This is a genomic window from Kribbella sp. VKM Ac-2566 (genome assembly GCF_004366005.1).
Lineage (GTDB): Bacteria > Actinomycetota > Actinomycetes > Propionibacteriales > Kribbellaceae > Kribbella > Kribbella pratensis.
This window is the reverse complement of record NZ_SODT01000002.1, coordinates 1-25,442: the sequence shown is the minus strand read 5'-3', so window position 1 is coordinate 25,442 and position 25,442 is coordinate 1. Positions and strand designations below refer to the sequence as shown.

Here is a 25,442-nt window from a genome sequence, read left to right as displayed (position 1 = left end):
CGAAGTACGTTGCTGGTCACTCGCGCTGTTCGGTCGGTCGTTGGTCTTGCGCCCCGAGTAGACGCGTCGCCTCGCGATCCGCGAGTAGCTCTCGTCGGATCGGCTCCTCGATATCGCCGTACTCGGGGGCCACGGTCAGACGGAGCGTCCGAGGAAGGCGGCGAGCTGGTCGGCTGGCCCCGCGTCGGAGGGAGCACTCGTGGCAGGTCCGAACAAGGCTTCGCCGTCTGCTCCGCGTAGTCCATCGGTGATCGCGAGCTGGGCGCGTTCGAGCAGTTCGCGGGCCAGGTCGGGGTCCAGGTCTGTGGGATGGCCGATGGCGCGGGCCAGGTCCCAGCCGTGGGTGAACTGTTCCATGGCAGCCAAGCCGAGGAGGACTGCGCCGGGGAACTCGCCGAACGGCAGCCGCACCCACTTCAGTAACGCGCCGTCGACTTCGAACGCTGCGGTCGCGATCCGGATGCTTTCCTCATACGCCGCCATGAAATCTCCAGCTGCGTAGTCAGCCTCGGTGACCTGACCGGTTTCGCTGATGGTCGCGGCCCACCACCGTGCCGTACCGACGAAGTGATTGATCAGCGCGCACACGTTCCACGAAGCGCAGGGCGTAGCCGCACTCAGTTGCTCATGCTGAACTTTGCCTAGGATATCCAATGTGCTCGCGAAAGCCCGGTCCAGTTCCATTCCTCGTCTTCCCTTCGTTGGTGATCATCTCTCAGCTGAGCGAGCGACTGCATCGGAGCCTCGTCACGATCAGTTCACGCGGTCGTCCAGGGCTCAGCGAGCTCATCAGAATGAACCAGTCGAGCAATGTCTGCCCCTGAATCCATTCACCCTCACTGCCTTCGGAATTGATGGGTTGAGCGCCGCCTTGGGCGACCACTACCACCTGCCTGTCTGTCCGGGCTCTCTCGGGCGATGGCTGCGCACGACTCACCTAGGTCGGCCCGGCCCAGGAGCCTCGGTACGGCCCAGGACGCGGTGTCGCTCACCTTGTTGCCAGACCCTCCGTCAGTGCCCGCCGTCCGCGTTGCCGACTTCTGGAGCGATCACGAACCGGATGAGATATCGCCCATCTATCCAATTCGATTCCTGCTCGCTACCCCGCAGATTGGTCGGCCAGTTCGGCGAGTACGTGTGCGTGGCAAGGAAGCGGGGTGCACCAGCAACCCAGCCGGCGCCCGCGCAACTCAGCAAGCTGAGCCAGCAGATGAGGTTGCTCAAGGAGCCAAGCTCTGTACTTCTCAACTACCTGTTCGCGGCTGCCGTCAGTACCCGGGCGGTACGGACTGGCGAACGGCGAGGCCTCCAAGTGCCAACCTCCTCGGTACATCGCCCGCCCGACGTAGATGACATCGGAGTACTCCGGGTCGTCGCGGCGCCCCTTCAGGTTGACCACTGTGGTGGACGTGTTCATCGAACTAGGCCTCTCGTTGCTCTTCGGACGTAAATATCCTTCCGCCGCCGGCTAGGTGCGGACAGCAATCATCGTTTAGCCGGGGCGGCGCCGACACAAGTTCAGATCTTGAACTGCCAGGCGGGCATCGCGCCGCTGAATAGAACGCGCCTGCGCGAGAGCAGCATGGGTGAACACGTATCGAGGCAACCAACACTGCAGCTGACGTTGCAGGGCGGCGCCCATCACGACCCGCGAGTGTGAAGCGGAGCCGGAATCGGCTGGACTGGCAACGGCGGATGGGGTCGACGAGGCCGGGAAGCTCGAAGGGTAGGCGGTCCGCGGTCAGGTCCACCTCTGGATACGGGGACGCCGCAACAGATGTCGGCGACAAGCGATGCCACCATCTGGGGCATCACGTCCGTTCGCGTTGGCGTAGGCGAAGATGAACGGCAACCAGGCGAGCACATCGCCAATCATCGACGTGGCGTGTTTTACACGCCACCAAGGGTCTCTCTGCCGGTCGATCATCTGAATCGACGTGGCAAATCGGCTCGAAGCCGGGTCACGCGCCCTACCCAAGCCGAGGGCGCGGTCATGCTCATCACCCTTGCCACAGACCACGGACATGAGACCGAGTCCCAGCATGGCATTACCGCCCAGCTGCCAAACCGAATCGCTGTCGGTCGAAACGGGCGTCGACCTTGCCTGCAGTTGCATCTGAGGGCTGCTGAGTCCGTCCGTATCTGCCACTAGCGTCTGGCTGAAGATACCTTCAGCAGGTCAAGATCGGAGTCGGTGTACTAGTGCGCTCAGGGCAGTGGACCCCCGAGGAACCTTCGGTTGGATGAGGTGCGCGGGCCGAAGCCGTGGAAGTTTCCGCGCGATGCCATCTGTCCGACGAACTCTCTGGCGATGCGCTTACCGGCCGAACCTCGGCAAACGAGCCGCAGCAACCGAAGGTTAGGGCTTGTGATGGCTGCCCGAGACGGCAGCCCAACCTGCGAGACCAAGGTAGACGACGCCAGAGGTGCGTCGCACATAGCCTTGGAGGTTGTGACTTCCGCGGACTCGGCCCGCGAGGAGGCCCGATGCCGTACACCAGAGTGCGTCACACAATAGGCCGCAGGCAGCGAATACGAGGCCGAGCGCCACCAACTGTGGGGCCGCCGGCGCGCCCGCGGTGACGAATTGCGGCAGGAAGGCGACGAAGAACACCGCAACCTTGGGATTGGAGATGCCCAAGACGAACCCCTGGGCAAACTCGCGACTCCGATGGCGGCGACTGCGAACCTGGCGCTGGTCACCGACCGGCTCCGGGATCTCTGGGTCTCGGCGAGTGAGCGCTCGGATGCCTAGCCAGCATAGGTAGCAGACACCACCCCACTTCAGGAGTCCGAACAATGTGGTGCTGGCCGCGATCACCTGGGAGAGCCCAGCGGCTGTGAACAAAGCGAAGGTTGTAGTCGCAGCCTCGACCCCCAGTGCCGATCGCCATGCGGACCATGGGCCGAACCTGACCGATCGCGCGAACAGGAACACAACGTTGGGGCCGGGCAACAACGCGAACCCAATCGACGTGGCGATGAACACGATCCAGATCGATTCCGACGGCACACTCACATTATTGCCACGGACAATGAGAGGTCACAACCGGCGTCCGTCGAGGTGGAGTCAGCCGGCGGTTGTGCCTCACCGCCGGTGCAACTGGCACCGAATCGATCCGGAGACACACGTCACGAACGCCACCGCGGTGCCGGCAGTGCTCTGTGGGGTTCTGGCACGTCCTCTGTCGTCGGCGCCCGATTCACTGCGCACGACGCCTTCATCGATCGCGTTGCCGACCGGTTGACCGCGTGGGCGCTCTTCTGAACGTCGAACGACCCATCTCCCGTGGAGATGCCGTACACCGAGACCGGGGGGCTCGACTAGGTCCGGACCGGTGGCACCGCCAAGCCAACGACCTCTCGGACACTGGAAGCTCAGCGCGATCCTAATGACCTCACCGCCGCAATCGATGTCGTGGGCGGAACCCTCACCATCGACTCCACTGCCGTAATCCCTCAGACCTGACACCATCATGCGGTGACTTATCCTCTTACCCTGGTCCCTGAACTGCTAGTGGAATCTGTTGCTGCCAGCATCGAGTCTGGTGCGAGTTGTGCGGCTTCGGAGTCTTGTACGACCAGCCGGAGGAAGCCTTCGTCCATCTCCGACTGGACGAGGATTGACCAACACCCGCGATTTGCGCTTCTCGCAGCTGGATCTATCCGACATCAAGGCCCTTCCGGACTCCCCACCGATCCCGGTCGGAACGGCGGTCACCTCCTGGGCTGAAGTTGGGCCGGCCGCCGTATATCACGTGTGTGCTGCCGCGACAGCAGACGAACCCAACGATATTGCCGTCGACGCGATGCCATACGACGAGTGGCTAGCAGAGATATGGCAGGCGCCCGAGAGCGACCTGGATGTGAGTACGGTCGTGCCTGTCGACGGGAGAGCCGCGGCTTACACGCTGACCGAGGCAGACTACGGATCGAACCGTGTCTGGTCAGGCGGCATGGGTACGCTTTGGGAGCATCGTGGCCAGGGACTGGCCCGGATCGCGAAATGCGCTGCGCTGCGCCAAGCGGCCGCCGCAGGCGTACAACTGCGTATACAAGCAACGACGAGGCAAACCGGGCGATGCTGGCTGTTAACACATGGCTGGGATAAGGCGCCTGCGGCACCGAACTCTTGTACACCCGCCGAATCTGAATCCGGACAGTTTCACCGTCTCCGGCGGCGACTCCGGCATGACGGAAAGCGGCGTCGATCACCATCGAGGCCTTCAAGGTCCGCGCCTTCCAGCACGAGCTCGGCGACCTCATCTACACCTGCTGCGAAGGACTGGTCTGCGGCACTCCGCGCAGATCAACGTCTTCTGGAAGCACATCATGGCTGTCCTGCTGGTCGTTGGCATCCCGGCAGTAATCGGTTCCTGCTCGCGCCGCGACACTTCGTTGCTGGTGTAGTCAAATAGGACGCATGTATTTCGAGGACTATGTGCCGGGCGGTCGCACCGATCATCCGGCCACCATCATTGTCGGCCAGACAGCCGTCATCGAGTTCGCCAAGCAGTTCGATCCGCAGTACTTCCATGTCGATCCCGAGGCCGCGGCGAACGGGCCGTACAAGGGCTAGCCGCATCATCAGGCTGGCACACGGCCAGTCTGATGATGCGGCTGTACGCAGACCAGATCCTGTCCGAGGTCGCGAGCCTCGGCGGCCCGGGTGTCGACGAACTCCGGTGGCTCGCCCCGGTACGTCCGGGAGATGTACTCCGGCTGCGCACTGAAGTACTCGAGGCGCGACTGAGTCAGTCGAAGCCCGACCGCGGCCTGGTCCGCACCCGCACCGAGTTGCTCAACCAGGACGATGTCGTCGTGTTCTCCTGCATCGTGCTGAACCTCCTCGCTGTCCGGCCTTAGGGATCGAGTACCGCGCGAGCCGACAAGCTCAGCCGAGGGTGGAGTGGAGGCGGATGGTCGACCTGGCCGGCGACCTTGAGCGCGTCCGGGTCCGCTGCGAGGGGCGGGTCGTGGCCGAACACCCGCACGTCTGGGCCAGAGGAAACACCATTACCGACCCGGTCCATGTCCAGACAGCCGCCTGGCTGCGCAAGCAATTCCAGCAACCCCGCGCCCCTGATCACCGAGGCCGCCGCCGGCGATGGATTTCGTCGTGGGGTCGACGAGGTCCAATTCGTGGCAAGAGCGGGGTGCAGGTGTGGCCTTCCTCCGGATTGCGTCGTTGGCCGTCCGCTCGCAGCGAGCTAGGTGACCCACCTCGACCCACCGCACGCCGCCCACGACGAGCCCGAGATCCGGGCCCTGGGGAGCGGCTCGATCACCTGATTCGCGGCGAGATCAGGCGGGTTGGGCCCGCGCGAGAGGTGTGGATCGCCGCCGAAGGACATCACCTCAAGCCGTACCTGCATCGAATACGGCACCCGTGACCCATCTCGAATACGCCCTGCTGGGCCGAGGCTTCCGAGACGTCGCGGCCCGCATTCTTGATGAGGTCGACCGCCCCGGAGTCTCCTCTGGGCATCGATGGCATCGCCTGATTGGATACCGACCTGGACGTCTTGACGCCCTATCGCAGCACGGGTCACCGCCTCTAGGACGCGAGCATGTGCGAGCCCGTCAGGCTGGGAAGCTAGAGGTGTATCTGGCTCAGGTCGGGCCAGGCGCCGCGACTCGACGCGTGACAGCACGCTGGCAATCAGTGACCTCGCATCGGGTTCTGGATGCTCGCCATCGCACAATGTGGGTGAGGCGCCGCAGGTGCAACCGACCGGGATGGTTCGGTGTAGGTCCTTCGTGGTGGTGGGTTAGTGCCAGTTGGTGTCGTGGGTGAGGTGCTGGTGCTGGGTGTTGTAGGTGTCGATGGTGGTGATGGTCTTGGCGGTGGGGATGGCCACCGCGAAGGCTCGGTAGCTGGTGCCGGGGACGGTGGTCGCGGTGGCCTTGAGGTGGCTGCCGTCGGACAGGTTCACCACGCCGTACGCGACTCTGGTTTCGACGTTGGCTACGAACAGCCGGGAGCCGCTGGTTCCCTTGTCCTGCAGGCCCCACAGTCCGGCCTCTCCGGCGCGGCTCGGGTCATGGGCGCCGGCAACCAAGGAGCAGTCAGCCCAAGGGCCGCCCTGGTGGTCGATGCGCACACCTCCGATCATCATTCGCTGGCACACCAACGACGACTTGTTCGCGGACAGTGGCTTGGCCTTGGCCGGGATCACGTATCCGTTCGGGAATGTCGGGTAGAACTCCAACGCCACCGACCACCCCCGTCCATCCACCACGCCGTGAGCCACGGTGGCATCGATCGAAGTGCTCTGCTGAGAAGGGCTTGCGGCAGGGGCGAACTGACCGGAGCCCGTGGAATGGCTCAACCAGGACGGTAGTGTCCCGATGCCGACAACTGCTACGACTGCCGCAACAGCGGCCATCATTGTCGTGTTGCGCCGCCTCTTGCGAGCGTGCCCAGCGGTCAGGATCTGGTCGATCGGGGCTGGCGACGGGGCGTGTAGTTCATGTGAACGCTCGACGGCAACGCGCAACCAGTCGTCGTCTGGGTCGTGTTCGAAAGTCATCGGGGATCTCCAAGGCGAACAGAATGGTGGGCGAGGTCCGGGTGCGTGCGTAGTTTGCTCAAGGCACGCGATGCCTGGCTTTTCACAGTGCCGACCGAGCAGCCGAGGATGTCGGCGACCTCCTCAAGGGACAAGTCCTCGCAGTACCGCAGTACGACAACCGCGCGCTGGCGTTGGGGCAACTGGCTGAGCGCCAGAGCGAGGACATCGTGTTCACCGATACCCTCAACACCCGTCCCGTCCTCGTGGGCGGGACGGGTGTCAGGCAAGACGGGCAGGAGGAATTCGACGACCCTGCGGCGGCGATGCCGGCTGCGGTTGGTGTTTACCAGCGCCCTCCGCACGTAGTGCTCCACGGTGTCCATCCGTAGCCGCCGCCAGTGCGGATAGACCCGGGCCAGCGTCGTCTGCACCAGGTCTTCCGCCTCGTGGAAATCCCCGGTCAGCAGATACGCGGTGTGGGTCAGCGCCCGCCAACGGGCAGCGACGAAACGAGTGAACGTGAGGTCCGGCTCTTCGAGCGAGTCGGATGGCGCGTGGAGCACGGCAGTGCCGTCCGTCCTTCGTGGTGGTGGGTTAGTGCCAGTTGGTGTCGTGGGTGAGGTGCTGGTGCTGGGTGTTGTAGGTGTCGATGGTGGTGATGGTCTTGGCGGTGGGGATGGCCACCGCGAAGGCTCGGTAGCTGGTGCCGGGGACGGTGGTCGCGGTGGCCTTGAGGTGGCTGCCGTCGGACAGGTTCACCACGCCGTACGCGACTCTGGTTTCGACGTTGGCTACGAACAGCCGGGAGCCGCTGGTTCCCTTGTCCTGCAGGCCCCACAGTCCGGCCTCTCCGGCGCGGCTCGGGTCATGGGCGCCGGCAACCAAGGAGCAGTCAGCCCAAGGGCCGCCCTGGTGGTCGATGCGCACACCTCCGATCATCATTCGCTGGCACACCAACGACGACTTGTTCGCGGACAGTGGCTTGGCCTTGGCCGGGATCACGTATCCGTTCGGGAATGTCGGGTAGAACTCCAACGCCACCGACCACCCCCGTCCATCCACCATCCCCTTGCTGATGACCCGGGAGACGACGCTCGACGGGGCGGTCTGGCCGGCCAAACTGGCAGGCTGCACACCAGCAGTGACCGCCGGCTCGTGATGTGTGATCGTTGCTGCGAACGCAGAGGCGGCGAACGCGACACCACCAAGCGTAGCGACTGCCGCACCCGTCATGGCGGCCTTCCGTGCGAAACCGAGAATCACGTGCTTATCTCCTTCACGTTGTACTGTCCGGCACCATGCCGTGCAGCAAATCGGTCATCGGGGACGACTGCCCGCTGACCGCGGCATCTCGAAAGGGATCTGCCTCATGGACAACGTCCACCCGTAGGTACTCCCAAACCCCGACACCGGGTTGCATGCGCTGCACTGCAGCCACATCGCGCCCGCCGACCTGGCCCCGGCACCACCCCTTTCTCTTGCGCACCGATCAGACACTGTCGATCAGAGCCGCGTCGCCCCGACTCGTCGGCTTCCGATGTCTCGACAACGGGTTCGATTTCCCAGCGGAGAACGTCATCGAGCCCGAGCCTGGGCGGCATTACGAGAGGACGTTTCTGCGCACCGAGCTGCCCGAAAGCCGCATCATCGGCATGATGTGGGACTACGAATCTGCTGTGATTGCGTAGGGGCTGAACGACACGAACGAGCCGATGATCTTCACCGCGTACTCGAGCGGAACCGCCGACGATTGGACGGTGTGGGATCACCTGAAGGACGAGGCAGTCATGACCGGCGTACCGGATATCGAGGCCGTCCAGCTCGCCGACCAACTGAAAACGCGCTCTGAACGAAGTGATCCCCCGACGAAGGAGCTGGCTGGTAACGGCCGGCAGCAAACTAGTGCCTCTCCAAGGAACGTTCGGGTCCAAACCAACTCACGCCGCGCGAGCGGCTGTTCGAAGGCGGTGATCTGCAACTGGACGGGTAGTGCACCAGTGAGACGCTGTACGCACGCACACGTTGACACTCAGTGCACTACCCGGGCCGCCTAACAGCTTCTGTCCGGCTGCAGATCAGACCAGGACCGGCAACATCTTGGAAACCGTCGACCATCCACACACGCACCAGAGCCGGCCAACCCCACCCGGCGACAGCCTGGCACCGCAAACAACCTCAACGTTTCTGGCGACGGCACTAGTCGACGTCGTAACACGGACTACCTGGCCTGGAGCGGAGCGCGGAACGGTGGGCCGGGGGAGCGGTGGTTGGTGTCTGACGGGACCCAGGAACGATCCGCGAGACGCCTACCCTTGTTGCCAGTCATCCCTGCCAGACGCAACGTGGAACGGCGGTGGTTCAAGACTTGAACTTGTTTGGATGTTGCTCTGGCATGACGATGGCTGCTGTCTGGGTGACCAGGTCCTCCAATCTCGTACCTCCGAATGGCAACTAGTACTCCAGCCGGCCCGGCTCGCGCCACTGCGGCGTGCAGAAGCGCGTTATGTTTGGGCCCACTACGCGACCGGTGCCGTTCGCGAGTTCTACCACCGCGCCGACAAGCTGGGAGCTGTGCTCATGCTGGAGGTCGCGGACATACAACAGACGGCTCGCCAGGTGCTTGAGGAGCTTCCGATGCTTCAGGCCGGCTTGCTGACGCGCGAGGTCGTTCAAGCTTCGATCTGGAGACTGACCGCACAGTCCCGGCCGAAGCATCTGAGAAGCGATCAGTCTGACTACCTTCCGAGTTTCTCGGCCAGGGTGTGAATGTTGCGGGTCGCTCCTGGGGCCTGACCGCGCTCTGCGAAGGACTCGTTGTCTTGTGTGACGGGCTTACAGCAGTGTCGCGCCCGCTAGACAACATCGCGGACCGTGCGCACACCGCGCGGTTGGATGTCGCCGCCCCGAGGATGTCGGCTCCTGCGCGCTCCTTCACCCGCATGTCTCGGCCCATCATTCTGCAGACACTGGGCAACGCAAACTCATCGCTGTGTCCCTAGCTCCGATCGGTCCTCGTACGACGAGTCGAAACTCGACCAGAGTTGGTATGAGCTCTGGCTCGCCGGACGGCAGCACGGCGTCTCGACGTCCAATTGATCGACTCGCGAAAGAACCACGACAGCAAGTCAGGCGGGCGTTCCTGGCGTTGCCGGTCCCCGGCACGCAGGTCGTCGGCCAGGCGTTCCGCGTCGCGATCGGCCGTGTCGCTCGGCGCAATGCCCGGTCTGGATGGCCAAGCCTGGCGTCGGTGATTGCGGTTGAGCGCCCAGCCGATCAGTACGACGAGCGTCAGCAGAGCGATCATATGTCAGCCTCTTGGTTCTGGGGCACGGTGCCGTGCCGCTATCTATTTGGACCGATCGATCCGAGTTCCGCCTTGTCAGTGCGGCCGTTCATCGCCGCCAACAGAGCACGCGCATGCGGTTCACTCGCCCGTCCCGCGCAATTCCGCCTCGAGCTGGCAAACGTTGATGCTGACGGCTTCTGTGAGTGGCGATCGCGACCTTCGGGAACCTGATATGGCCGATGAGCTGGGCGCTCAGGCTGTGGGAGATGGCATCAGCTCACGTGCGTAATGACAATCATCGCCTGTTCCAGGAGTACATACGGCTGACGTAGAGCCGCCACACCAACCGCGAGTGCTCCCGCACGTCATCCATAAGCCACTTCAACCGCCAGCCCCAGCTCACCCGTATGCGATCATTCATGATTCACCTCCATTGCGAGAATTACCGCCAAGATCGTCCCGGTGTATATCGAGTATGAACATCTGGAACGGGGCTCTAGCGAGCAGTCCGGATCGAGCTAAGCACGTCCTCGAGCGGCGGCTAAGCGCCGCGAGCGGCGGTTCGCGACAGACTGTGAGTTTGCGCTGCGCGTCGCGAGGGGATATCGCCGGCGCATCCGCGGCGCATCCGGTAATCAACGCGTGACGCCACGCGCCCCACTGTCCAGGAATGGATTCCGACGTTCGGACTCCCTCACAACCGGACTACTACCTTTCCTGTGCTCCATCCCTTCTCTATAAACATCGTGGCATTGATGTATCGATCGAACCCTTCAAATAACGTAGCCACTTGCGGTTCAAGGTGGCCGAGGGCGATCCCGTCGAGGATGAACCGTTGGGCGCGCTCGACTACTTCTGGTTGACCCTCCGCGTTGAAGTGCCGATTACCAGTGTGAGTGAAGAGCGTGTAGACGTCGATAGAGAGGTTCTTTGCCATGATCTCGGCGACGGGCACGACGGGTAGCTCATTGGAGAGGACTCCATAGGCGATGAGGCTGCCTCCGACCGCAGCTATGGCCCCGAAATTCCCAAACTGCGCCCCGCCGACGGCGTCAAAAACGATGTCGACCCCTCGTCCGCCCGTGATATCGGGAATCGCGTCGCGAAGATCCTCGTCTGCCAGCACTACGACGTGGTCGGCACCAATGCTCTCAAGCCGCTCGCGGTGCTCTCGCGATCGCGTTGTCGTGATAACCGTCGCCCCCAGCGCCTTAACGACCTGTATCGCAGCCGTGCCGACCGAACTAGTTCCGGCCGTCGCTAGGACTACCGAACTTGGTTCCAGTCGGCCCAGTTCGACTACCCCGCAATACGCTGTCAGGTAAGCGCTCCAAAAGCTTGCACCCTGCTCAGGCGTGAGATTTGGTGGTGTCTTGGTGACACTGCGCTCGGGCAGAACGACGCTTTCTGCATGAGTGCAGTAGTCATTGAGAGAGAAGTTCGTGAAGCTGCTTACACGTTCCCCTGGCTTGATATTCCGAACGCTGGCGCCCACAGCATCTACGACGCCACACACACCTCATAGCCCAGACCTGCACCTGGCAGCGTAGCGGCCTCTGGGTACGTCCCGGCGCGAAACAGTCGATCGGCAGCCATTAACCCAAGGGCCTCGGCCCTGAGTCGGACCTCATTGGGCATTGGCTCGCGCTCAGGCTCCTCTTCCACCCGCAGAACCTCGGGTGGACCATATTCATCGAACCGTATGACACGGGGCATACTGTCCTCCATGCTCGAACATTAAATTTCCGCCGACGCCGTTTGAATGAGATTCTGTGCTGGCTCAGACTGCGTCATTCTTCATCTCGTAGCCAAAGCGAGAAACACGCGGAGCGCAGTCTGGCCCTGAATCCACTCGCCCACTCCACTCTCGGAATTGAGATGACCAAGTGCGCCGACGCTGACGGTGGGCAACTCCCAGTGCCGCGCCATCTCCCTGGCCGCATCAGGGGTGCAGTAGGGATCGTCGTCGGAGGAGACGATGAGACCTGGGATGTTGATCGGTCCGTCGTCGACGGCGACGAAGGTTGACGCCACAGCCGGGAACGAGTGAGCCTGACGATCAGGTGGTGTCACTAGCAGGGCGCCGCAGATGGGTTCCTGCATGTTCGTCGCGATCCAGTGAGCTGCTGCGAGGCAGCCGAGGCTGTGGGCGACGAGTGTTACGTCCTTCTCGCCTCGCACCTCTCGCTCGATGGCAGCGCACCAATCATCCAGATCGGGCTCGGTCCAGGAGCTTGGCTTGATCCTGGACGCGTTACGACCCCACCTGGCCTGCCAGATGCTCTGCCAGTGTCCGCTATCCGAGTTGCCGATTCCGGGCACCATCACGAACCGCATCAAATCCCCGACTCCCCAGGTCGAATCTTGCGCACTATTCCGCGCCTCTATCAGCTAGCTCGGTCAGTACCTACGCACAGTCGGTGCACACGATCAACTCGGCCGTCGCCGGTCCAGTTGGCGAGCTGAGTCAGTCGAATAGGTTGCTCGAGCTCCAGATGGCTACCGTCCGGACCCCGCCGATGGGGCCTGTCGAATGGCGAGGCGTCCAGGCGCCAACCGCCTCGGTGCACCAGAGTGGGCGAGGTGTTCATCGAGCTCTGCTTCTCCGTCCTCGTTTGGACGTGCGATACCGGTCCGTCGACGAATCAGTAACGCCGACGTATTCATCGTCCGGTCAGAGCAGCGGGGGAGGCTAGTTCAAATCTTGAACCATGTCCCTCCACTAAGCAGAAGGCATCCGCGCTAGAGCGCTCCGATTGAACGCGTACCGAAGAAACCAGCGTTGTATTTGCCGTTGCAGGGCGCGGTCGCCGTGGACTGTGACGCCGGGGTGCTTCTGTAGCTGTGACCAGGTCAGATCGCCGAGCCACCAACGGGTAACCTCGGCGGTCGGTGCCCTGAGCCAGAGGCTCACCGGCGCTCCGGTGTCCTCCCGACACAGGTTGACGTCTGCCTTAGATAGATGCAGCCAGAAGTAGCGGTCAGCAGGCGATCGGTCGGTGAACTCAAAGGCGAGGACCACGGTACGCTCGGGCAGAGCGTCGACATCGACTCTACGTTGCATGTCCCACGTGAGTGCCGCGGTGTCGAGATCATCATCGGACAAGGCAGCGCTCTCTGTTGTCATCGCCCAGCGGGCCAGCTCGCGGACCACTGGAGCGAGGGTCAGCCCGGATTCAGTGAGCTGGTACCGCCGGTCGGATAAGTCGACGATGCCAGCGGTGCGAAGTGAGCGCAATCGGCTGGTCAGCGTGGCAGGTGGGATGCGAGGGATGCCGCGACGGATGTCGCCGAATGTGACCGGCCCGGAGAGCATCTCGCGAACGATCAGCAAGGTCCACCGCTCGCCGACCACATCCAGTGCGCGTGCGACCGCACAGAACTGCCCATACCCGTTCATCGCTCCAGGGTACTGAGGCGCCCGGTCGATTCGCGGTGCGCGGTGCCGATGTGAACATTGCCTAGCGCAGGGAGCCACGGGTTCTCTACGCGGGAGCGGCAACGTCTCGCTCGCTGGGTCCGGCCGGCCGGTGTGGCGGCACGCGGAGCAAGGTCAGGGTCGCCAGCACGGTCAGCCCCGCCATCAGGGCCCACGCGGCGGGGACACCGAAGGCCTCGACCAGCGCGCCGGCGGTCGCCGATCCGACCGCGGACCCGACCATCCCGCCGCTTAGCATCCAGCCGAAAACCTCGGTCCGCGCTGATGACGGCGTCAGCACACCGACCCGCTCGGAGATCGCGCCAACCGTCGGTGCGATCATGCAGCCGAACGCGAACAGCGTCACCGCCAGCGCGACCACCGAGAATGTGGCGAACACGCAGCCGGTGACCAGCACCCCCAGCAGGAGTGTCCGGCGCCATACGTAGGAATTTCGGCGACCTGGCAGCGCGCCGCTGACCAGACCGCCGCTCAGGCTGCCGAAGGCCACCACCGTCTCCAGCACTCCGGCGATCAAGCGGTTGCCGTGTTGCTCGGCGAACGCGACCATCCCGAGCGACAACGACGCGAACCCCATGGCGAGGCAGGTGAAGGTGAGCAGGAGCGGCAGCCGGTACTGGTGGACCACCAGCTGTCGCGCGGTCGGTCGGGGCTCGCTGCTACCGGCGGACGACGTCCGCGGCCGCTGCTTGAGACCGAACCACCAGATGGCCACAGCGGCAGTCACCGCACATGTCAACAAGCCGATCCGCGGACTGGCGAAGCTGACAGCAAGTGCACCGAGCAGTGGGCCGACCAGAAAGAGCAACTCCTGCGCGGTCGCGTCCAGCGCATAGACCGCACTCAGGCGAGCGCCTTGCACGAGTGTTGGCCAGCTGGCCCGCAGCGCCTGCATGATCGGCGGGACAAACAGACCCACCAGGGCCGCCAGGGCCGGGAGCAGCCGAAACCAGCTGTCCGGTAACAAGGCCACCACCGCCGTCAGCACCCCCCAGGCCGTGCCGGTACCAATAACGACCCGCCGCGCTCCTCTGCGGTCCGCCATTCGTGACCAGGCCACGCTGGCGACCGCTGTACCGATCGAGTAGGCGCCCGCGACAACACCGGCCCAGCCAAAGTTGCCAGCGGCATCCTTTGCCAGGAATGACAGCGGCACCATCACCGCCATCATCGGCAGCCGCGCGACCAGCGCCGAGGCAAGCAGCGCCATCACACCCTGGGTCTTCCAAAGATCGCGGTACGTCGTCAGGTCCACAGGCAGCCTCCTCTCGTGACAGACCCGGCCATCACTCAGGATTTCCTCAACCTAAGTAGGCCCCCGCAGACTCCTTGTACCGGCGAGCTTGGCGAACTGCAGGACGAGAAGGGTGAGACCGCACCGGGCCCGACGCTGGGGGAGCTTCCGAAGTCCCGATCAAGCAGCACGTGCATTCGCTGTTACTTGATTTCACCGTCACCTAGGTGGACCTTCTCGGCGTCGAAAGGAATCGTTGCACAGCCGCCGACCCAGACACGGCGTCCGGTGCCGATTGTTGTCCTGATCGTGGCGGGCCGGGCCAGGGAATCGCCCATGTCTACCTGTAGGACGGACAGGCCTCGGCCGAACAGGTGAACGGCCAGGCACGCGGTGCTGTTGGCGTTGGCCATGTCCTCGGGCACCCCGATCGACGGCGCGAACATGCGAGCTGCGAGGCGACCATCCGGTCCTGGCGTGCTGTAGACGTAACAGCCCACGAACCGCAGCTGATCACAGGCCTCGCGGAGGCGATCCAGGTCGGGCTTCAAGCTCGCGAGTGTCTCGCGGTCCGGGAGCTGCACCAGCACTCGGGGACGCTCCAGCGCTGCGACACAAAGATCCGCCTCGGCTTCAAAGCCCAAGGCATCCATGATCGGCACGCTCTCCCCAACTGCAGCGGGGCGCAGCTCGACGGGGCCAGGATTGAATGCTGCTTGGAACCTACCGCGGTCGCCGGTTGCGTGACCCCGGTACATTCGGCCACCGGACCGCAAGGTGGCCTCGTACGTCGGCTGCCCGGCGCGCTCAGCAAGTACCGCCAGGGCCGCGACAGTGCCGTGTCCGCACGCCGGCAGCTCTCCGGCGACGGTAAAGAAGCGAAGCGAGACCTCCGGAGATGACTCGGCAGAGATGAACACGGCATGCGAGGTGCCAGCAGCAATTGGGATCGCGCGACGCTCGGAATCACTCAGAGGAGTGTCGTCGACCACCACTGCCGTGGGGCTTCCACCCTCCCAACCACGCTGGCAGGCGTTCACTACAGTGACGGACGGGCTCACGAGCCTGCGGCCGATCGGCCGTCCCGAGGTGCGAATACGGCGAGGGCTTCGGCGTCGCTGGTGACCGCCCTGATGTATTCGTCGGCCCAGGCGCGGCGGTCGGGATAGGTCGAGCCAGCAACGATCTGCTCCACGACGCTGTCGGCATCCATATCCGTGCGTCGGAGACTGACGTTCCCGTCCATCAGGTGCACCCAGTGGCCGACCGGAGCACCGTACGGCATTCCGATGCTTCCGGAGTTGATGACCAGTCGCCGATCGACGAGCCTCATGAAGGGCATGTGCGTGTGTCCACAGACGATTGTGCGCACCTCGTCTGGTACGTCGGCGAAGGCTTCCGCCCAGCGCGACAACCTGGTGTCCACCAGGACCACTTCGTTGTCATCGCGCGGCGACCCGTGGCAGAACAAGACCGGCCCGAACCCGTCGATGTGCAGAGTGACCGGATGTTGGAGGGCTGCCAGAACATCGATGTGCTGAGGCGAGAGTTGCTTTGCCGCCCAGACGTCGATGTCGAACGGACTGTCCACCATGTCGCCCGTCGCCAGGGTCACGATGTCTCTGTCCGCGTTACCCCTCACCATAATGACCCGGTCGCCTAGCTGCAGGAGACGGTCGAGAACAGCCACAGGCTGCGGACCTGCGACGATGTCACCCGTCAACACGATGCGGTCTGCCGATGTCACGTCCGGTTCGGCGAGCACGGCTTGCAGCACCGGCAGCACTCCGTGGACATCGGATAGCACCGCAACCGACATCACCACAGCAGCTCCTGAGGTTGGTTGTTCAGCGATCCCTGCAAACCTATCTTCATCCATGCCTTCCGAGTTCGCGTTCTGCTGTCAGAAGACTCCGCCGCCTGCGGCGATGTTCTGGCCGGTGATCCATCGGGCGTCGTGACCAGCCAGGAAGACAGCGACGTCCGCGACGTCGTCCGTCTGGCCGATGCGGCGGAACGGCGACATCATCGCGATGGTGTCGCGATACTGGTCCTGCATCATGTCTGTGTCGGTCGGCCCTGGAGAGATCGCGTTCACGGTGATGTTGCGATCGCCGAGCTCGACGGCGAGTGACCGGACGAATTGCTCGACGGCACCCTTGCTGCCTAGATAGAGCGACTGGTTCGCGAAGAACATCCGCGTGCCGCCGGTTGAGCTGACGATGATCCGGCCGCCGTCCTTCACGCGCCGCGCGGCCTGCTGCAGGACGAAGAACACGCCTTTCGCGTTCGTGCCGAAGATGCGGTCGTAGTCCTCCTCAGTGCAGTCGGCCAAAGGCCTTTCCATGATGTCTGCGGCGTTCGCAACGACGATGTCCAGCGCACCGATCGCCCGCTCGGCCTGGTCGAACAACGCCACAACCTCACCAGGACGCGAAAGGTCCGCCTGCACCGCAACCGCCGTCCCGCCCGCAGCCGCGATCGTCTCGACGACCTCATCGGCGCGCTCCTTGTTGCGCAGGTAACCGACCGCCACGCGTACGCCGTCGCTGGCGAGCCGGATCGCGATCGCCCGGCCGATCCCTCGCGATGCACCGGTCACTAGCGCGGTCTTGCCCTTAGCCATGGCTGAACTCCTACGAGTCGTTCTGAGCCTTGTTCCGGCTGCGGATGGCACGCACATCAGCCACCGCTCCGAGATGACGCAGCTTGTCCGGGTTGATGACCGAGCGCACCGTCTGGACAACGCCATCGATGATGTCGAGCACGAAAACGTTCACCAGTTGACCGTCCGCCATCCGCAGGATCGCGCCCGGCTGGCCGTTCACCTCGTGTGGCTCGACCGTGATCCCGTACTTCGTGATGTCCCGGCTCATGCCGACGAAAAGCCGTGCGACGCGATCGGCGCCTACGACCGGCATGCTCCACTGCGGCGCCTTGCCACCACCATCGCCGTAGGCGACCACGTCCGCGGCGAGCATTCCGATCAGGCCCTCGACATCGCCCTGGGTGAAGGCGGCAAAGAACCGGCCGGCCAGTGCATCACGCTGTTCGGCCGAGGCCTCGAAGCGCGGCTTCTCCGCCTTCACGTGCCGACGCGCCCGGGCGGCGAGCTGACGGCAGTTCGTCTCACTCTTGCCGACGATCGTCGCGATCTCGTCGTACTCATAGCTGAAGACGTCATGGAGCAGGAAGACCGCACGCTCGACCGGATTCAGTCGTTCAAGTACCAGCAGGAAGGCCATCGACAGCGAGTCGGCCTGTTCCGCCTGCACTTGTGGGTCCGCCTCGGCGTCGGTCAGGAGCGGCTCGGGCAGCCATTGGCCGACGTACGTCTCACGTCGCTTCACCGCCGACCGGAGTAGGTCGATGGACAGCCTGGCGACCACGGCGGACAGGTATGCCTTCGGTGAGGCAATGTCCACACCCTGCTCGAGGGCCTGCTGATGACGGACAAACGCCTCCTGTACGACGTCCTCGGCCTCGGCGACGCTCGCGAGCATCCGATACGCGATCGAGAACATCAACGGACGCAGCTCCTCGAACGCCTCCGAGTCGCCGGGTCTGTTGCGTGCATGGGTCACGCTTTTTCCCTTGCCGAGCCGGGTGCGGTTCTGGGCATCTGGCCGGAGTTGGTCAGGGAGTCGGTCAGGCCTTCACGGAATCCGTCGCGCCAGGTGCTCCACCTGGGTTGCCAGTCGAGGTCGCGTTTGGCCTTGGCGTTGGACGCGCCGCGGCCTTGGGTCATCCAGCGGACGGTGACCTCCCCCGCGGCCAGACGGCCCAGCCAGACCGGCACGCGCAGCGGCTTCTTGGCGCCGACGACCTGCGCGAGGTACGGCAACCATTCGGCGACCGCGGCCGGCTCGTCGTCGGTGATGTTGTAGACCCCACGCCTTCCCCGCTCAACAGCCGCCACCGTCGCCGACGCGGCGTCGTCCAGGTGAATCCACGACCAAGCCCCGCCACCATCACCGATGATCGGCATCTGACGCTTACGCACCAACTCGACCAGCGACTCCGACCCACCCGGGCCATAGAAGTTGCCGTACCGCAGCACGATGCCCTCGAACGGCGCCGCCGGAACCACGCTGTCCAGGAACTGCAGCCCCTTCATCGACTCGACCTGATGCTTGGCTGGGTCCGGGTCGAACGGGTCCTCCTCGGTCTTCACCGGTCCACCCTCACGGATATTGGACCAGCCGGTGTAGCTCTGCGCGACGAACCTGGTGACACCGGCGGCCTCGGCGGCCGCGAGCAGATGCTCGGTACCCGCCGTCCGCAGCTTGTTCGTCGTCGCGAACCACTTGTCGAACCTCCGCAGATCCGCCGTACCCGCCAACGCGGTCATCTGATGCACGATCACATCCGGCTCCGCTCGGCCGACCGCCTCACCGACCGCCGCCGCGTCCAGCCCGTCCACGACCACCGCTGCGGCACCCAGCCTGCGCAACTGCGCCACCTTCGCTGGCCCACGCGTGGACGCCGTCACCTGATGACCATGTGCAACCAACTGAGGCACCAGCCGACGCCCAATCGCACCAGCAGCTCCCGCTACGAAAACACGCATGTCACTATCTCCGCACATCCGAGGCTTCCACTGACAACCCCTGAGACGAGACAGCCATCCCCGCTGTGACACTTATGATGCTGCACCCAGGACACTCATCCCACTACAGCCTCGTATCTGTAATGTAATGACAGCGGCAGCTACTCGAACTGAGCGCAGAGCGTCCGATTTCCGGAGCGCCAATGCCAGCCGGTCAAGGCTTCTCATCCGGTGATCGGCCTCGTGCGCACCTTGGGCCCGCCTCCAGGGCTCGCTTGTCGTAGGACCAATCGCGCGATCCGTGCGAAGCTGCTCAGCGAGCCGAGTCAAGTGCTGGCTGGCGGAGCGCCAAGGGTCCGATCACAAATACCCCTCACCACTACGGCGGCCATCGTGAGCTTCATCAGGTACACCCTTGACGACCGCTTCCGTCTACCCGTCTTCTGGGCTGACGATCACCGCTACCAAGTCCTCGGCAGTTGGATCGTGACGGATGTTGGACACACCCCTTCCGGGGCACTGGCGGCTCTGGCAGTCATCGAGGACGTGGCCAACGAAGTTGAGTCGGCAGAGGAGCTGAGCGGCGAGGGCTATACGGTTACCCGGTTAGCTGATGATCTCAAGTTCACTCCTGAGCTTGCGAGTGGTGAGGCCAAATACACCATCGATGAGGTGCGCGAGGCACTGGAAGACTACTGGGAGTTCATCAGTCGCCTCCCGGACAACGCAACGATCCGCGAGTACCGGCCCGACCTGCCCGGGTGGCAAGCTGCCCTCCTCATGTGGGAAGAGCAGCACGGCCGCCCACACCCGTACGGTGATCGACTGTTCCAGCCTCCATCCTGACGCCCAGGATGATCTGAGGCAGCTCTGGCAAGTCAGTGAGTGCGTTGCCGAGGACGCTGGACAGCGCGCCGTATAGCTCGGTCGGCCCTGTCTCGTAGATAGCGTCTGAGTACCAGATCTTCGGAGGTGCCGGTGGCGGATCAAGTGTCGATCGTCTGTGCGCGCAAGCCGACTCCGGCGGAGCGCCGCGCTCATATCGGCGGACCGCTGGTCCTGGTGGCGATCGCCGTGTTTGAGGCTTTCGACGGCGTGTGGTGGGTGGCGATCGCCTCTGCTGTCGGCGCCCTGCTACTGGTTCCGGTCGCGTACATCTGGGCCGCCCGATCCGCGACCCGGCATCCGGACTGGATAGAGGTTCGATCGGACAGGATCACCGGCCTCCGCGCAACTGGAACGAGCTTGGAGTTGCTCCGGAATCCCGACAGCGTCTTGCGGGTGCGAGACGACGGCAGCCGACCGGTGCTGCATTTGGACGGAACGACGTCGACAGGCACGATTCCACTAGCGCGATTCGACGTTGAGGAGGTACGCCGTATTACTGAGGCCAGCGGCTGGCACTGGATCGCCCCGGACAGCACCTTCCCAGCTCCGCCGAGACCCATCCCGACATCGCCGCCCTCCGAAGACGAAACCCGGATCCAGGTTCGCGACGGATCGACAACGCCGATCAGGTCCTCGCCCCAGACCGTCGCGGTACTGGTCGTCTGCGTGGCCATCGTCGCCACTGGGGCCGCCGTCGGTGGCGTGCCTTCAAACGATGTGCTCATAGCCGTCGGCGGTGCAGGTGCTGTGATCGGATTTCTCCTGGTGGCCCGGTCGCTTCAAGCATCTCGCCGGCTCGCGATCTCGCTCAGCATCCGGCCGGATCGCGTCACTGTGACGTACGGCCGGCTCATATCCCAGGTTGTCCAGCGCACTGCGATCGCCTCCGCCACAACCGGCAGTCAGTACCTTCGCCTCCGGAGTCCAAGTGGCAAGGCCCTTATCTCCATTCCACTCAACCCGCACCGCGCCGCGATCCTGAAGACCCTCGCGGATAATGGCTGGCCTACGACCAGCTCGTCCGGCCGGCGTTCCACCCCACCGATTACTCACGAGCCGGACTGATGCCTCGACCGCCTGACGGCGTCACAGCTCGACCCGATCCCACCGCTCAACCGTCTGGAGTAACGACGCCGACACGTCAACCTGCTTGGCCATGGCCCGACTCGTTTCGTGAGGCGGTGCAGCCGTCGGCTTGCTTGCGACTTCACGGCGACCATCGCGCGTTGCGTGGCCAGATCTGTTGCTGACTGTGTGGTTGGTGCCGGGAGAAGAACTACTTCGCTATCGACCGCTGACGACTGGCTGCCCTGTCTGCTCGTTGCCGTAGGCACGCAGGAAAGTCTGTACCGCGTTCCGCGTGACGTCGGCGAGCTCGGGCTGTGGAAAGTTTGCGAGTGCCAAAGCGAGAGCGCGCCTCCAATGGTGCAGTCAGCAACGCGGCCAGCTGTTCGGCCGCGACCGCTGGGTCGGTGATCCGCAGCCGTCCGGCCACCGCCAGGCGCGCGAGCCGGTCCGCGAGTGCGTCGTTCACTCTGTCCGTGGCACGGTCTCGCACGATGTCCTGCAGCTCGGGCATGCTTGCTAGCTCCGCGTGCATGCGGCGGATCGCATCGCTGGACTCTGTTGCGTTTGGCGTGGTCGGTCCCGACTTCGGCGGTGCTGACGACGGCTTCACGCACTCGTACCTCGTGGCGGTGCCCGACCTGGAAGCCCTGGAGCAGTACATCCACGACCCGGTCCACCTCGCCGGTGACGACCAGATCCTCGACACGTTCGAGAAGTTGAGCGCGATCCGGTTCACCGACGAAGACGACTCGGAGGTCGGACAAGGGGCCTACGAGCTGCACCTGAGTAAGGCACAGCTATACCCGGATTGGGGCCGACGCATCAACGAAGTCTTCGGGGCCGACGTGTAGGTGGCCTTGAAGACTGAGGCCGTAACTGCGTGAGGGCGGACATTGTTTGGCGTGCGCGCCTCATGTGCGCGACTTTCGCGGGCCTGCCGATCCGCCGCGGAGAGAGCGAAGGCTGGCTGCGCGTTGCCCGGGGCACTTGGCGGGTCCAGCACATCACGGTCACAGCGAGACTCGCCTCGCTGCACGAGCCATTGCGACGCTCGTCAGGCCGCGGCGACAGCTTGATCCGACCCCGCATGGGTTGCTACCAGCTGAAGGTTCGCCAGAGTCCTTCTCGCGTTCAGGCTGCATCCGGCTGAGGTGACAACCACGCAGGTCGTGGCAGTTCGTCACTCCCCACCCATCGGAGCACTCGGTCGTTCGACCCCCGCATGAGCGGTGCGGAGCCCTCGGAGTTGATGGAGATAGCGAGTTAGTCGACTCGCATGCGCGGCGTGCTCTCGGTGACGGGCAGTGTCTCGGCGTGAATCTCCTTGATGGTTGTGAAGAGGATATACATTGCAACGACCCGTGCCTATGCGTCTTCTGGCAGTGGGGTCTGGCCGGTGAGGGTGAGTTTCCAGTCGTTGTCCCAGGCATGGATGGCCACGTCGAAGCCGTTGCGGGTGACGGCAATCCGGTGGTGTCCGGTCTCGTTTTCGGCCTGGCCGACGTACCAGCCGCGTTCGGCCAGGACCCGACCGGCTGCGGTGACGAGTTCTGCGCCGGTACGTCGCTGCGATGGGTCGGTTGTCTCCACCGTGACAATGCAGACCGATGGCCCTCGTTCACCGAACGGCGCGCCAGGGTTGATCGGCCCGGAGTCCTGTGTGACAACGCCGGGAGCGACAGCCCAGGCGGCGGCGAGCAGTTCGTCGCGGAGCAGGTCGCGGGCTTGCTCGAGTGTCATCGCGTAGGCCCTTCTTGCCGGCATTGCTCGGATGGTCGGCGTTGGGAAGTCGTCGTGGTAGCGGGGGATGGTGGTCGCACCCCGGTGAGGCGGGCGACACCGTCGAATGCTTTGCCGGCAGCGGTTGAGATCGGGCGAAGGGGACCGGCCCAGGAGATGCCTGGTGCCAGTCTGGTCTCCTGACCGACGGATGTGCCGGTCTCGGTGATGGCGTGGTAGTCGCTTCGGACGATCCGTCCGAAGTTGCGCAACGATTCGCTGTTCGGTCTGTAGTACTGCAAGTGACCTCGCACCGAGACGTCGCCGGCTGTTTGGAGCCGGACGACTCCAGGCATCTCGGCGGGGTCGCGCCCGAACCACTGACTGTACGATACGTAGTCGCCCGGCGCTCGTGCCGCGAAGAACCGCGTGTTAGGTGCTCCAAGATCGGCGGCGGTACGGATGTCCTGGCCCAGACCCGGGCTGCCCGCGAAGGCCACGTTGTCGAACTCTGCGCCCATCCGCACAGCCTGTGCGGTGACCAGGCTGCCGTAACTGTGGCCGAGCGCCGTGGTTCGCGCGTCGTGCCGGATCACGGCGTTAAGTCCGGCCGAGAAACGATGGAATTTGTCCGCTGCCTCGTAGGCCACCTTCGGGCTTGCGGCGTCGAGTCCGTCGGGGGAGTCGTACCCCATCCACATGATGGTGGCAGATTCGGGACCAGCTTCCGTCCGTAGTGCCTGGACGTAGTTTTCATAGGCGAAGACGTCTTCTTCGTCGACGCGGATGCCGTTGATCGACGTAGCGACATTGCGTGCGGTTCGCAGGTCGCCGAACACCTCGACCACTTTGCCGTCACCATCATTGTCCAAAGCAAGAAATTGCCGTTCCCGTTGAATTGGGATCGGACGTCCCACCTGATCGGTGCCAAGCTCGGTGATCGGAGTCATCAGCCTGTTGAGGGTACGAAGCCGCTGTTCATCGTGGCCGGACGGTTCCCCAGCCGTGCTTTTTGCGAGAAGCTCGTTCCGGTCGCGTGTCAAGCGCAGGTGGTTCGCCCGATACCGCAGCTCGATCGGGGCTCCGTCCAGCTCGCCAACCTCGTCCGGCCTTTCGTCGGCGAGTTGTATCGCAGCATCCCGATCGAGCCCCTCGAAGTACTTCCTCACCTCGGCCACCGCTTCCGCTGCCGGGAGGTCACGCAGTCGCGCCATCAGTAAACCCAACTGATCCGTGTTCGACAACCGAAGTCCTTTCTCGTATAGCTATTCAGGTAGGGTGCGCGGCAGTCCGAACGAAGCGAGGACGCCGCTGTCGGTGAAACGAGTGATGGCCGTGATGCGATCACCGTGGAGGCTGAGGACCAAGAGGCCGTACGCGTGGGAGATCGGTGCCTGGGGATCGCGGACGTAGCAGGCAAAGGCGGGCTGACTGTTAGCCCGAGTCGCAATCAAGCGGAGCCGACCTGGGCACCGCTCCCGGATGAAATCCGCGACCACCTCCGCGCCCTCGTACACGATCGGGTCCGGTGGCATCGACAGTTGCGCGTCGTCGGTGAGCAGGGTGAGTAGCATCGCGATATCGCCGCGTTCCAACGCCGCCGCGAAGTGCCCGGCCAACTCCTGCTCGCGAGCCGAGTCGGTCGCCGGAGCCGGTTCCCGCCCTTCCTCCGACGTGCGGTCAGCGAGGGTTGCTCGGGCTCGTTTGAGTGCGCTGTTGACGGCTGCCTCGCTGGTCTCGAGCATGTCGGCGACTTCGGCGGCGCGGTAGCCGAGCACGTCGCGCAGGATCAGCACCGCACGTTGCCGCGGCGGCAACTGCTGCAAGGCGATGATGAAGGCGAGTTTGATCGACTCGAGCTTCTCGTAGCGTGCATGCGGACCGGGAGCCGTATCCGGTATCTCGTCCAGCAACGCGTCGGGATACGGCTCGAGCCACGAAGGCTCGAACCGACGAGTCTGCTCAGGAACCACTAGACCCGTGCTCTGTTCGTGCGGCCTACGGGAGGCGGCACGTAATGCATTCAGACATCGGTTGGTCGCGATGCGAAACAACCATGCGCGCACCGTGGCGCGACCCTCGAACTGACCGATCCCTCTCCACGCGGCCAACAGCGTCTCCTGAACCAGGTCCTCGGCATCGGCGATCGAGCCGAGCATCCGGTAGCAGTGCGCGTGTAGCTCGCGCCGGTGCGGCTCCACCAGCGCCCGAAATGCTGCCTCGTCACCCAGCCGCGCTTCATCGAGCGTGTGCCCATCGACTGGGGCTTGTTGATCTGACTGTCTAGTTCCCATCAGTTGTGTAGACACCGCAGCGTCCCGAAATTCATCGGTCGACGCCCAGTTCGGGTCAATCTCGGTGTCTGAAGCTATAGGGGTACGACCTCGACTGGCTCCGCGTGGGTCATCAGGTGACGACGTCGACGCCTGGACCGGCCAGGTGGCGGAGTCGACCAGCGCAGCAGCTGGACGCACCCATGCGCTGCGCATCGTGGGACGGTCGAGCACCGGTCAATCGCCTTGTGTGTACGGCGCGCTGGTGCGCGGCGCGATCGCGTAACTCACCGATCTCGATCGAGAGGTCGGTCGTCCAGGTCAAGGTGATATCACCTGACGTTCCGGGTGCGCAGGGCGCCTTGCAACCAGTGACTGTCGACGGCAGGTGAAAACTGACCCCCAGGCGGCAACTGAAAACTGACCCCTTCGGAAGATGCTGGCCTCAGCGCGAGGTCAGGAGGAAGCGGG

At 64.1% G+C, this 25,442-nt stretch carries 27 protein-coding genes; 7 read left to right on the top strand and 20 right to left on the bottom strand.

Features of this window, described 5'->3' with window-relative positions:
* Window positions 1-135: 135 nt before the first annotated feature.
* The 4 genes from EV647_RS01665 to EV647_RS01650 all read right to left on the bottom strand — a co-directional run bounded on the left by EV647_RS01665 (window position 136) and on the right by EV647_RS01650 (window position 3,013).
* Window positions 136-684: a TIGR03086 family metal-binding protein gene (locus EV647_RS01665; protein WP_133997302.1), complete on the bottom strand. Its 549-nt coding sequence runs from the start codon at window positions 682-684 to the stop codon at window positions 136-138.
* 415 nt (window positions 685-1,099) lie between these two features.
* A complete protein-coding gene (locus tag EV647_RS43580; protein ID WP_133997298.1) occupies window positions 1,100-1,417 on the bottom strand; it encodes a DUF4326 domain-containing protein in 318 nt (105 codons plus the stop codon).
* Window positions 1,418-1,741: 324 nt separating this feature from the next.
* On the bottom strand, window positions 1,742-2,116 hold the full coding sequence (locus EV647_RS01655; protein WP_133997295.1) for a hypothetical protein: 375 nt from the start codon (window positions 2,114-2,116) through the stop codon (window positions 1,742-1,744).
* A 243-nt stretch (window positions 2,117-2,359) separates the two neighbouring features.
* The gene (locus tag EV647_RS01650) at window positions 2,360-3,013 is read right to left on the bottom strand and encodes a LysE family translocator (RefSeq protein WP_166680180.1); all 654 of its coding nucleotides are present in this window, start codon (window positions 3,011-3,013) and stop codon (window positions 2,360-2,362) included.
* A gap of 1,410 nt (window positions 3,014-4,423) precedes the next feature.
* Between EV647_RS01650 and EV647_RS42440 the strand changes: the two genes are divergently transcribed.
* Both EV647_RS42440 and EV647_RS42435 read left to right on the top strand, forming a co-directional pair.
* Window positions 4,424-4,579 (top strand): hypothetical protein, encoded by a 156-nt coding sequence (locus EV647_RS42440; protein WP_202876007.1) that lies wholly within the window; start codon window positions 4,424-4,426, stop codon window positions 4,577-4,579.
* Between the two features lie 32 nt (window positions 4,580-4,611).
* A complete protein-coding gene (locus EV647_RS42435) occupies window positions 4,612-4,866 on the top strand; it encodes a hypothetical protein (RefSeq protein ID WP_238176966.1) in 255 nt (84 codons plus the stop codon).
* Window positions 4,867-5,771: 905 nt separating this feature from the next.
* On the opposite strand, the gene EV647_RS01635 is transcribed toward EV647_RS42435, so the two are convergent.
* From EV647_RS01635 to EV647_RS01625, 3 genes are all read right to left on the bottom strand, one after another.
* The gene (locus tag EV647_RS01635) at window positions 5,772-6,218 is read right to left on the bottom strand and encodes a hypothetical protein (protein ID WP_133997289.1); all 447 of its coding nucleotides are present in this window, start codon (window positions 6,216-6,218) and stop codon (window positions 5,772-5,774) included.
* Window positions 6,219-6,529: 311 nt separating this feature from the next.
* Window positions 6,530-7,078, bottom strand: a complete 549-nt coding sequence (locus EV647_RS01630; RefSeq protein ID WP_133997286.1) for a SigE family RNA polymerase sigma factor — start codon at window positions 7,076-7,078, stop codon at window positions 6,530-6,532.
* 31 nt (window positions 7,079-7,109) lie between these two features.
* Window positions 7,110-7,778: a hypothetical protein gene (locus EV647_RS01625; RefSeq protein ID WP_133997283.1), complete on the bottom strand. Its 669-nt coding sequence runs from the start codon at window positions 7,776-7,778 to the stop codon at window positions 7,110-7,112.
* Between the two features lie 215 nt (window positions 7,779-7,993).
* Here EV647_RS01625 and EV647_RS01620 point away from each other — a divergent pair, with 215 nt between their 5' ends.
* Complete coding sequence (locus tag EV647_RS01620; RefSeq protein WP_133997280.1) at window positions 7,994-8,203, top strand: hypothetical protein; 210 nt, start codon at window positions 7,994-7,996, stop codon at window positions 8,201-8,203.
* Window positions 8,204-8,894: 691 nt separating this feature from the next.
* Window positions 8,895-9,281 carry a hypothetical protein gene (locus EV647_RS42745; RefSeq protein ID WP_238176965.1) on the top strand — a complete coding sequence of 129 codons (387 nt, stop codon included), beginning with the start codon at window positions 8,895-8,897 and terminating at the stop codon, window positions 9,279-9,281.
* Window positions 9,282-10,495: 1,214 nt separating this feature from the next.
* On the opposite strand, the gene EV647_RS01605 is transcribed toward EV647_RS42745, so the two are convergent.
* The 9 genes from EV647_RS01605 to EV647_RS01565 form a co-directional block, all read right to left on the bottom strand.
* On the bottom strand, window positions 10,496-11,296 hold the full coding sequence (locus EV647_RS01605; protein WP_166680179.1) for a zinc-binding dehydrogenase: 801 nt from the start codon (window positions 11,294-11,296) through the stop codon (window positions 10,496-10,498).
* Between the two features lie 302 nt (window positions 11,297-11,598).
* Complete coding sequence (locus EV647_RS01600; RefSeq protein WP_133997269.1) at window positions 11,599-12,138, bottom strand: alpha/beta hydrolase; 540 nt, start codon at window positions 12,136-12,138, stop codon at window positions 11,599-11,601.
* Between the two features lie 385 nt (window positions 12,139-12,523).
* Window positions 12,524-13,201 carry a helix-turn-helix domain-containing protein gene (locus EV647_RS01595; protein WP_133997267.1) on the bottom strand — a complete coding sequence of 226 codons (678 nt, stop codon included), beginning with the start codon at window positions 13,199-13,201 and terminating at the stop codon, window positions 12,524-12,526.
* An 85-nt stretch (window positions 13,202-13,286) separates the two neighbouring features.
* Complete coding sequence (locus EV647_RS01590; RefSeq protein WP_238176964.1) at window positions 13,287-14,495, bottom strand: MFS transporter; 1,209 nt, start codon at window positions 14,493-14,495, stop codon at window positions 13,287-13,289.
* A gap of 182 nt (window positions 14,496-14,677) precedes the next feature.
* Window positions 14,678-15,514 (bottom strand): PhzF family phenazine biosynthesis protein, encoded by an 837-nt coding sequence (locus tag EV647_RS01585; RefSeq protein WP_255517890.1) that lies wholly within the window; start codon window positions 15,512-15,514, stop codon window positions 14,678-14,680.
* Between the two features lie 17 nt (window positions 15,515-15,531).
* Window positions 15,532-16,293: a metallophosphoesterase gene (locus tag EV647_RS01580; protein ID WP_238176983.1), complete on the bottom strand. Its 762-nt coding sequence runs from the start codon at window positions 16,291-16,293 to the stop codon at window positions 15,532-15,534.
* Between the two features lie 84 nt (window positions 16,294-16,377).
* Complete coding sequence (locus EV647_RS01575; RefSeq protein ID WP_133997261.1) at window positions 16,378-17,100, bottom strand: SDR family oxidoreductase; 723 nt, start codon at window positions 17,098-17,100, stop codon at window positions 16,378-16,380.
* A gap of 10 nt (window positions 17,101-17,110) precedes the next feature.
* Window positions 17,111-18,058 carry an RNA polymerase sigma-70 factor gene (locus tag EV647_RS01570; RefSeq protein WP_238176963.1) on the bottom strand — a complete coding sequence of 316 codons (948 nt, stop codon included), beginning with the start codon at window positions 18,056-18,058 and terminating at the stop codon, window positions 17,111-17,113.
* Window positions 18,055-19,044, bottom strand: coding sequence for an NAD(P)-dependent oxidoreductase (locus tag EV647_RS01565; protein ID WP_133997258.1), 990 nt, complete (start codon window positions 19,042-19,044; stop codon window positions 18,055-18,057). Before EV647_RS01565 ends, EV647_RS01570 begins: the two co-directional genes overlap by 4 nt.
* Window positions 19,045-19,416: 372 nt before the next feature.
* On the opposite strand from EV647_RS01565, the gene EV647_RS01560 reads away from it, so the two are divergent.
* Window positions 19,417-19,869: a hypothetical protein gene (locus EV647_RS01560; protein ID WP_133997254.1), complete on the top strand. Its 453-nt coding sequence runs from the start codon at window positions 19,417-19,419 to the stop codon at window positions 19,867-19,869.
* Window positions 19,870-20,001: 132 nt separating this feature from the next.
* Complete coding sequence (locus tag EV647_RS01555; RefSeq protein WP_133997251.1) at window positions 20,002-20,976, top strand: hypothetical protein; 975 nt, start codon at window positions 20,002-20,004, stop codon at window positions 20,974-20,976.
* Window positions 20,977-21,187: 211 nt separating this feature from the next.
* Here the strand turns inward: EV647_RS01555 and EV647_RS43575 are convergent, their stop codons facing one another.
* Window positions 21,188-21,490 carry a TetR/AcrR family transcriptional regulator C-terminal domain-containing protein gene (locus tag EV647_RS43575; RefSeq protein WP_370342098.1) on the bottom strand — a complete coding sequence of 101 codons (303 nt, stop codon included), beginning with the start codon at window positions 21,488-21,490 and terminating at the stop codon, window positions 21,188-21,190.
* A gap of 19 nt (window positions 21,491-21,509) precedes the next feature.
* Here EV647_RS43575 and EV647_RS01545 point away from each other — a divergent pair, with 19 nt between their 5' ends.
* A complete protein-coding gene (locus EV647_RS01545; RefSeq protein WP_202876002.1) occupies window positions 21,510-21,830 on the top strand; it encodes a Dabb family protein in 321 nt (106 codons plus the stop codon).
* A 514-nt stretch (window positions 21,831-22,344) separates the two neighbouring features.
* On the opposite strand, the gene EV647_RS01540 is transcribed toward EV647_RS01545, so the two are convergent.
* From EV647_RS01540 to EV647_RS01530, 3 genes are read right to left on the bottom strand one after another with little or no spacing between them, the layout of a single operon-like run.
* Window positions 22,345-22,719: a hypothetical protein gene (locus EV647_RS01540; RefSeq protein WP_133997245.1), complete on the bottom strand. Its 375-nt coding sequence runs from the start codon at window positions 22,717-22,719 to the stop codon at window positions 22,345-22,347.
* On the bottom strand, window positions 22,716-23,942 hold the full coding sequence (locus tag EV647_RS01535) for an alpha/beta hydrolase (RefSeq protein ID WP_133997241.1): 1,227 nt from the start codon (window positions 23,940-23,942) through the stop codon (window positions 22,716-22,718). Before EV647_RS01535 ends, EV647_RS01540 begins: the two co-directional genes overlap by 4 nt.
* 21 nt (window positions 23,943-23,963) lie before the next feature.
* Window positions 23,964-25,007 carry a sigma-70 family RNA polymerase sigma factor gene (locus tag EV647_RS01530; protein ID WP_238176962.1) on the bottom strand — a complete coding sequence of 348 codons (1,044 nt, stop codon included), beginning with the start codon at window positions 25,005-25,007 and terminating at the stop codon, window positions 23,964-23,966.
* Window positions 25,008-25,442 lie beyond the last annotated feature (435 nt).

Coding starts and splice junctions, on each gene's coding strand:
- EV647_RS01665 (WP_133997302.1), bottom strand. CDS start 684: ATGGAACTGGACCGGGCTTTCGCGAGCACATTGGATATCCTAGGCAAA.
- EV647_RS43580 (WP_133997298.1), bottom strand. CDS start 1,417: ATGAACACGTCCACCACAGTGGTCAACCTGAAGGGGCGCCGCGACGAC.
- EV647_RS01655 (WP_133997295.1), bottom strand. CDS start 2,116: ATGCAACTGCAGGCAAGGTCGACGCCCGTTTCGACCGACAGCGATTCG.
- EV647_RS42440 (WP_202876007.1), top strand. CDS start 4,424: ATGTATTTCGAGGACTATGTGCCGGGCGGTCGCACCGATCATCCGGCC.
- EV647_RS42435 (WP_238176966.1), top strand. CDS start 4,612: ATGATGCGGCTGTACGCAGACCAGATCCTGTCCGAGGTCGCGAGCCTC.
- EV647_RS42745 (WP_238176965.1), top strand. CDS start 8,895: ATGTTGCTCTGGCATGACGATGGCTGCTGTCTGGGTGACCAGGTCCTC.
- EV647_RS01600 (WP_133997269.1), bottom strand. CDS start 12,138: ATGCGGTTCGTGATGGTGCCCGGAATCGGCAACTCGGATAGCGGACAC.
- EV647_RS01595 (WP_133997267.1), bottom strand. CDS start 13,201: ATGAACGGGTATGGGCAGTTCTGTGCGGTCGCACGCGCACTGGATGTG.
- EV647_RS01580 (WP_238176983.1), bottom strand. CDS start 16,293: ATGTCGGTTGCGGTGCTATCCGATGTCCACGGAGTGCTGCCGGTGCTG.
- EV647_RS01575 (WP_133997261.1), bottom strand. CDS start 17,100: ATGGCTAAGGGCAAGACCGCGCTAGTGACCGGTGCATCGCGAGGGATC.
- EV647_RS01565 (WP_133997258.1), bottom strand. CDS start 19,044: ATGCGTGTTTTCGTAGCGGGAGCTGCTGGTGCGATTGGGCGTCGGCTG.
- EV647_RS43575 (WP_370342098.1), bottom strand. CDS start 21,490: ATGCCCGAGCTGCAGGACATCGTGCGAGACCGTGCCACGGACAGAGTG.
- EV647_RS01545 (WP_202876002.1), top strand. CDS start 21,510: ATGCGGCGGATCGCATCGCTGGACTCTGTTGCGTTTGGCGTGGTCGGT.
- EV647_RS01540 (WP_133997245.1), bottom strand. CDS start 22,719: ATGACACTCGAGCAAGCCCGCGACCTGCTCCGCGACGAACTGCTCGCC.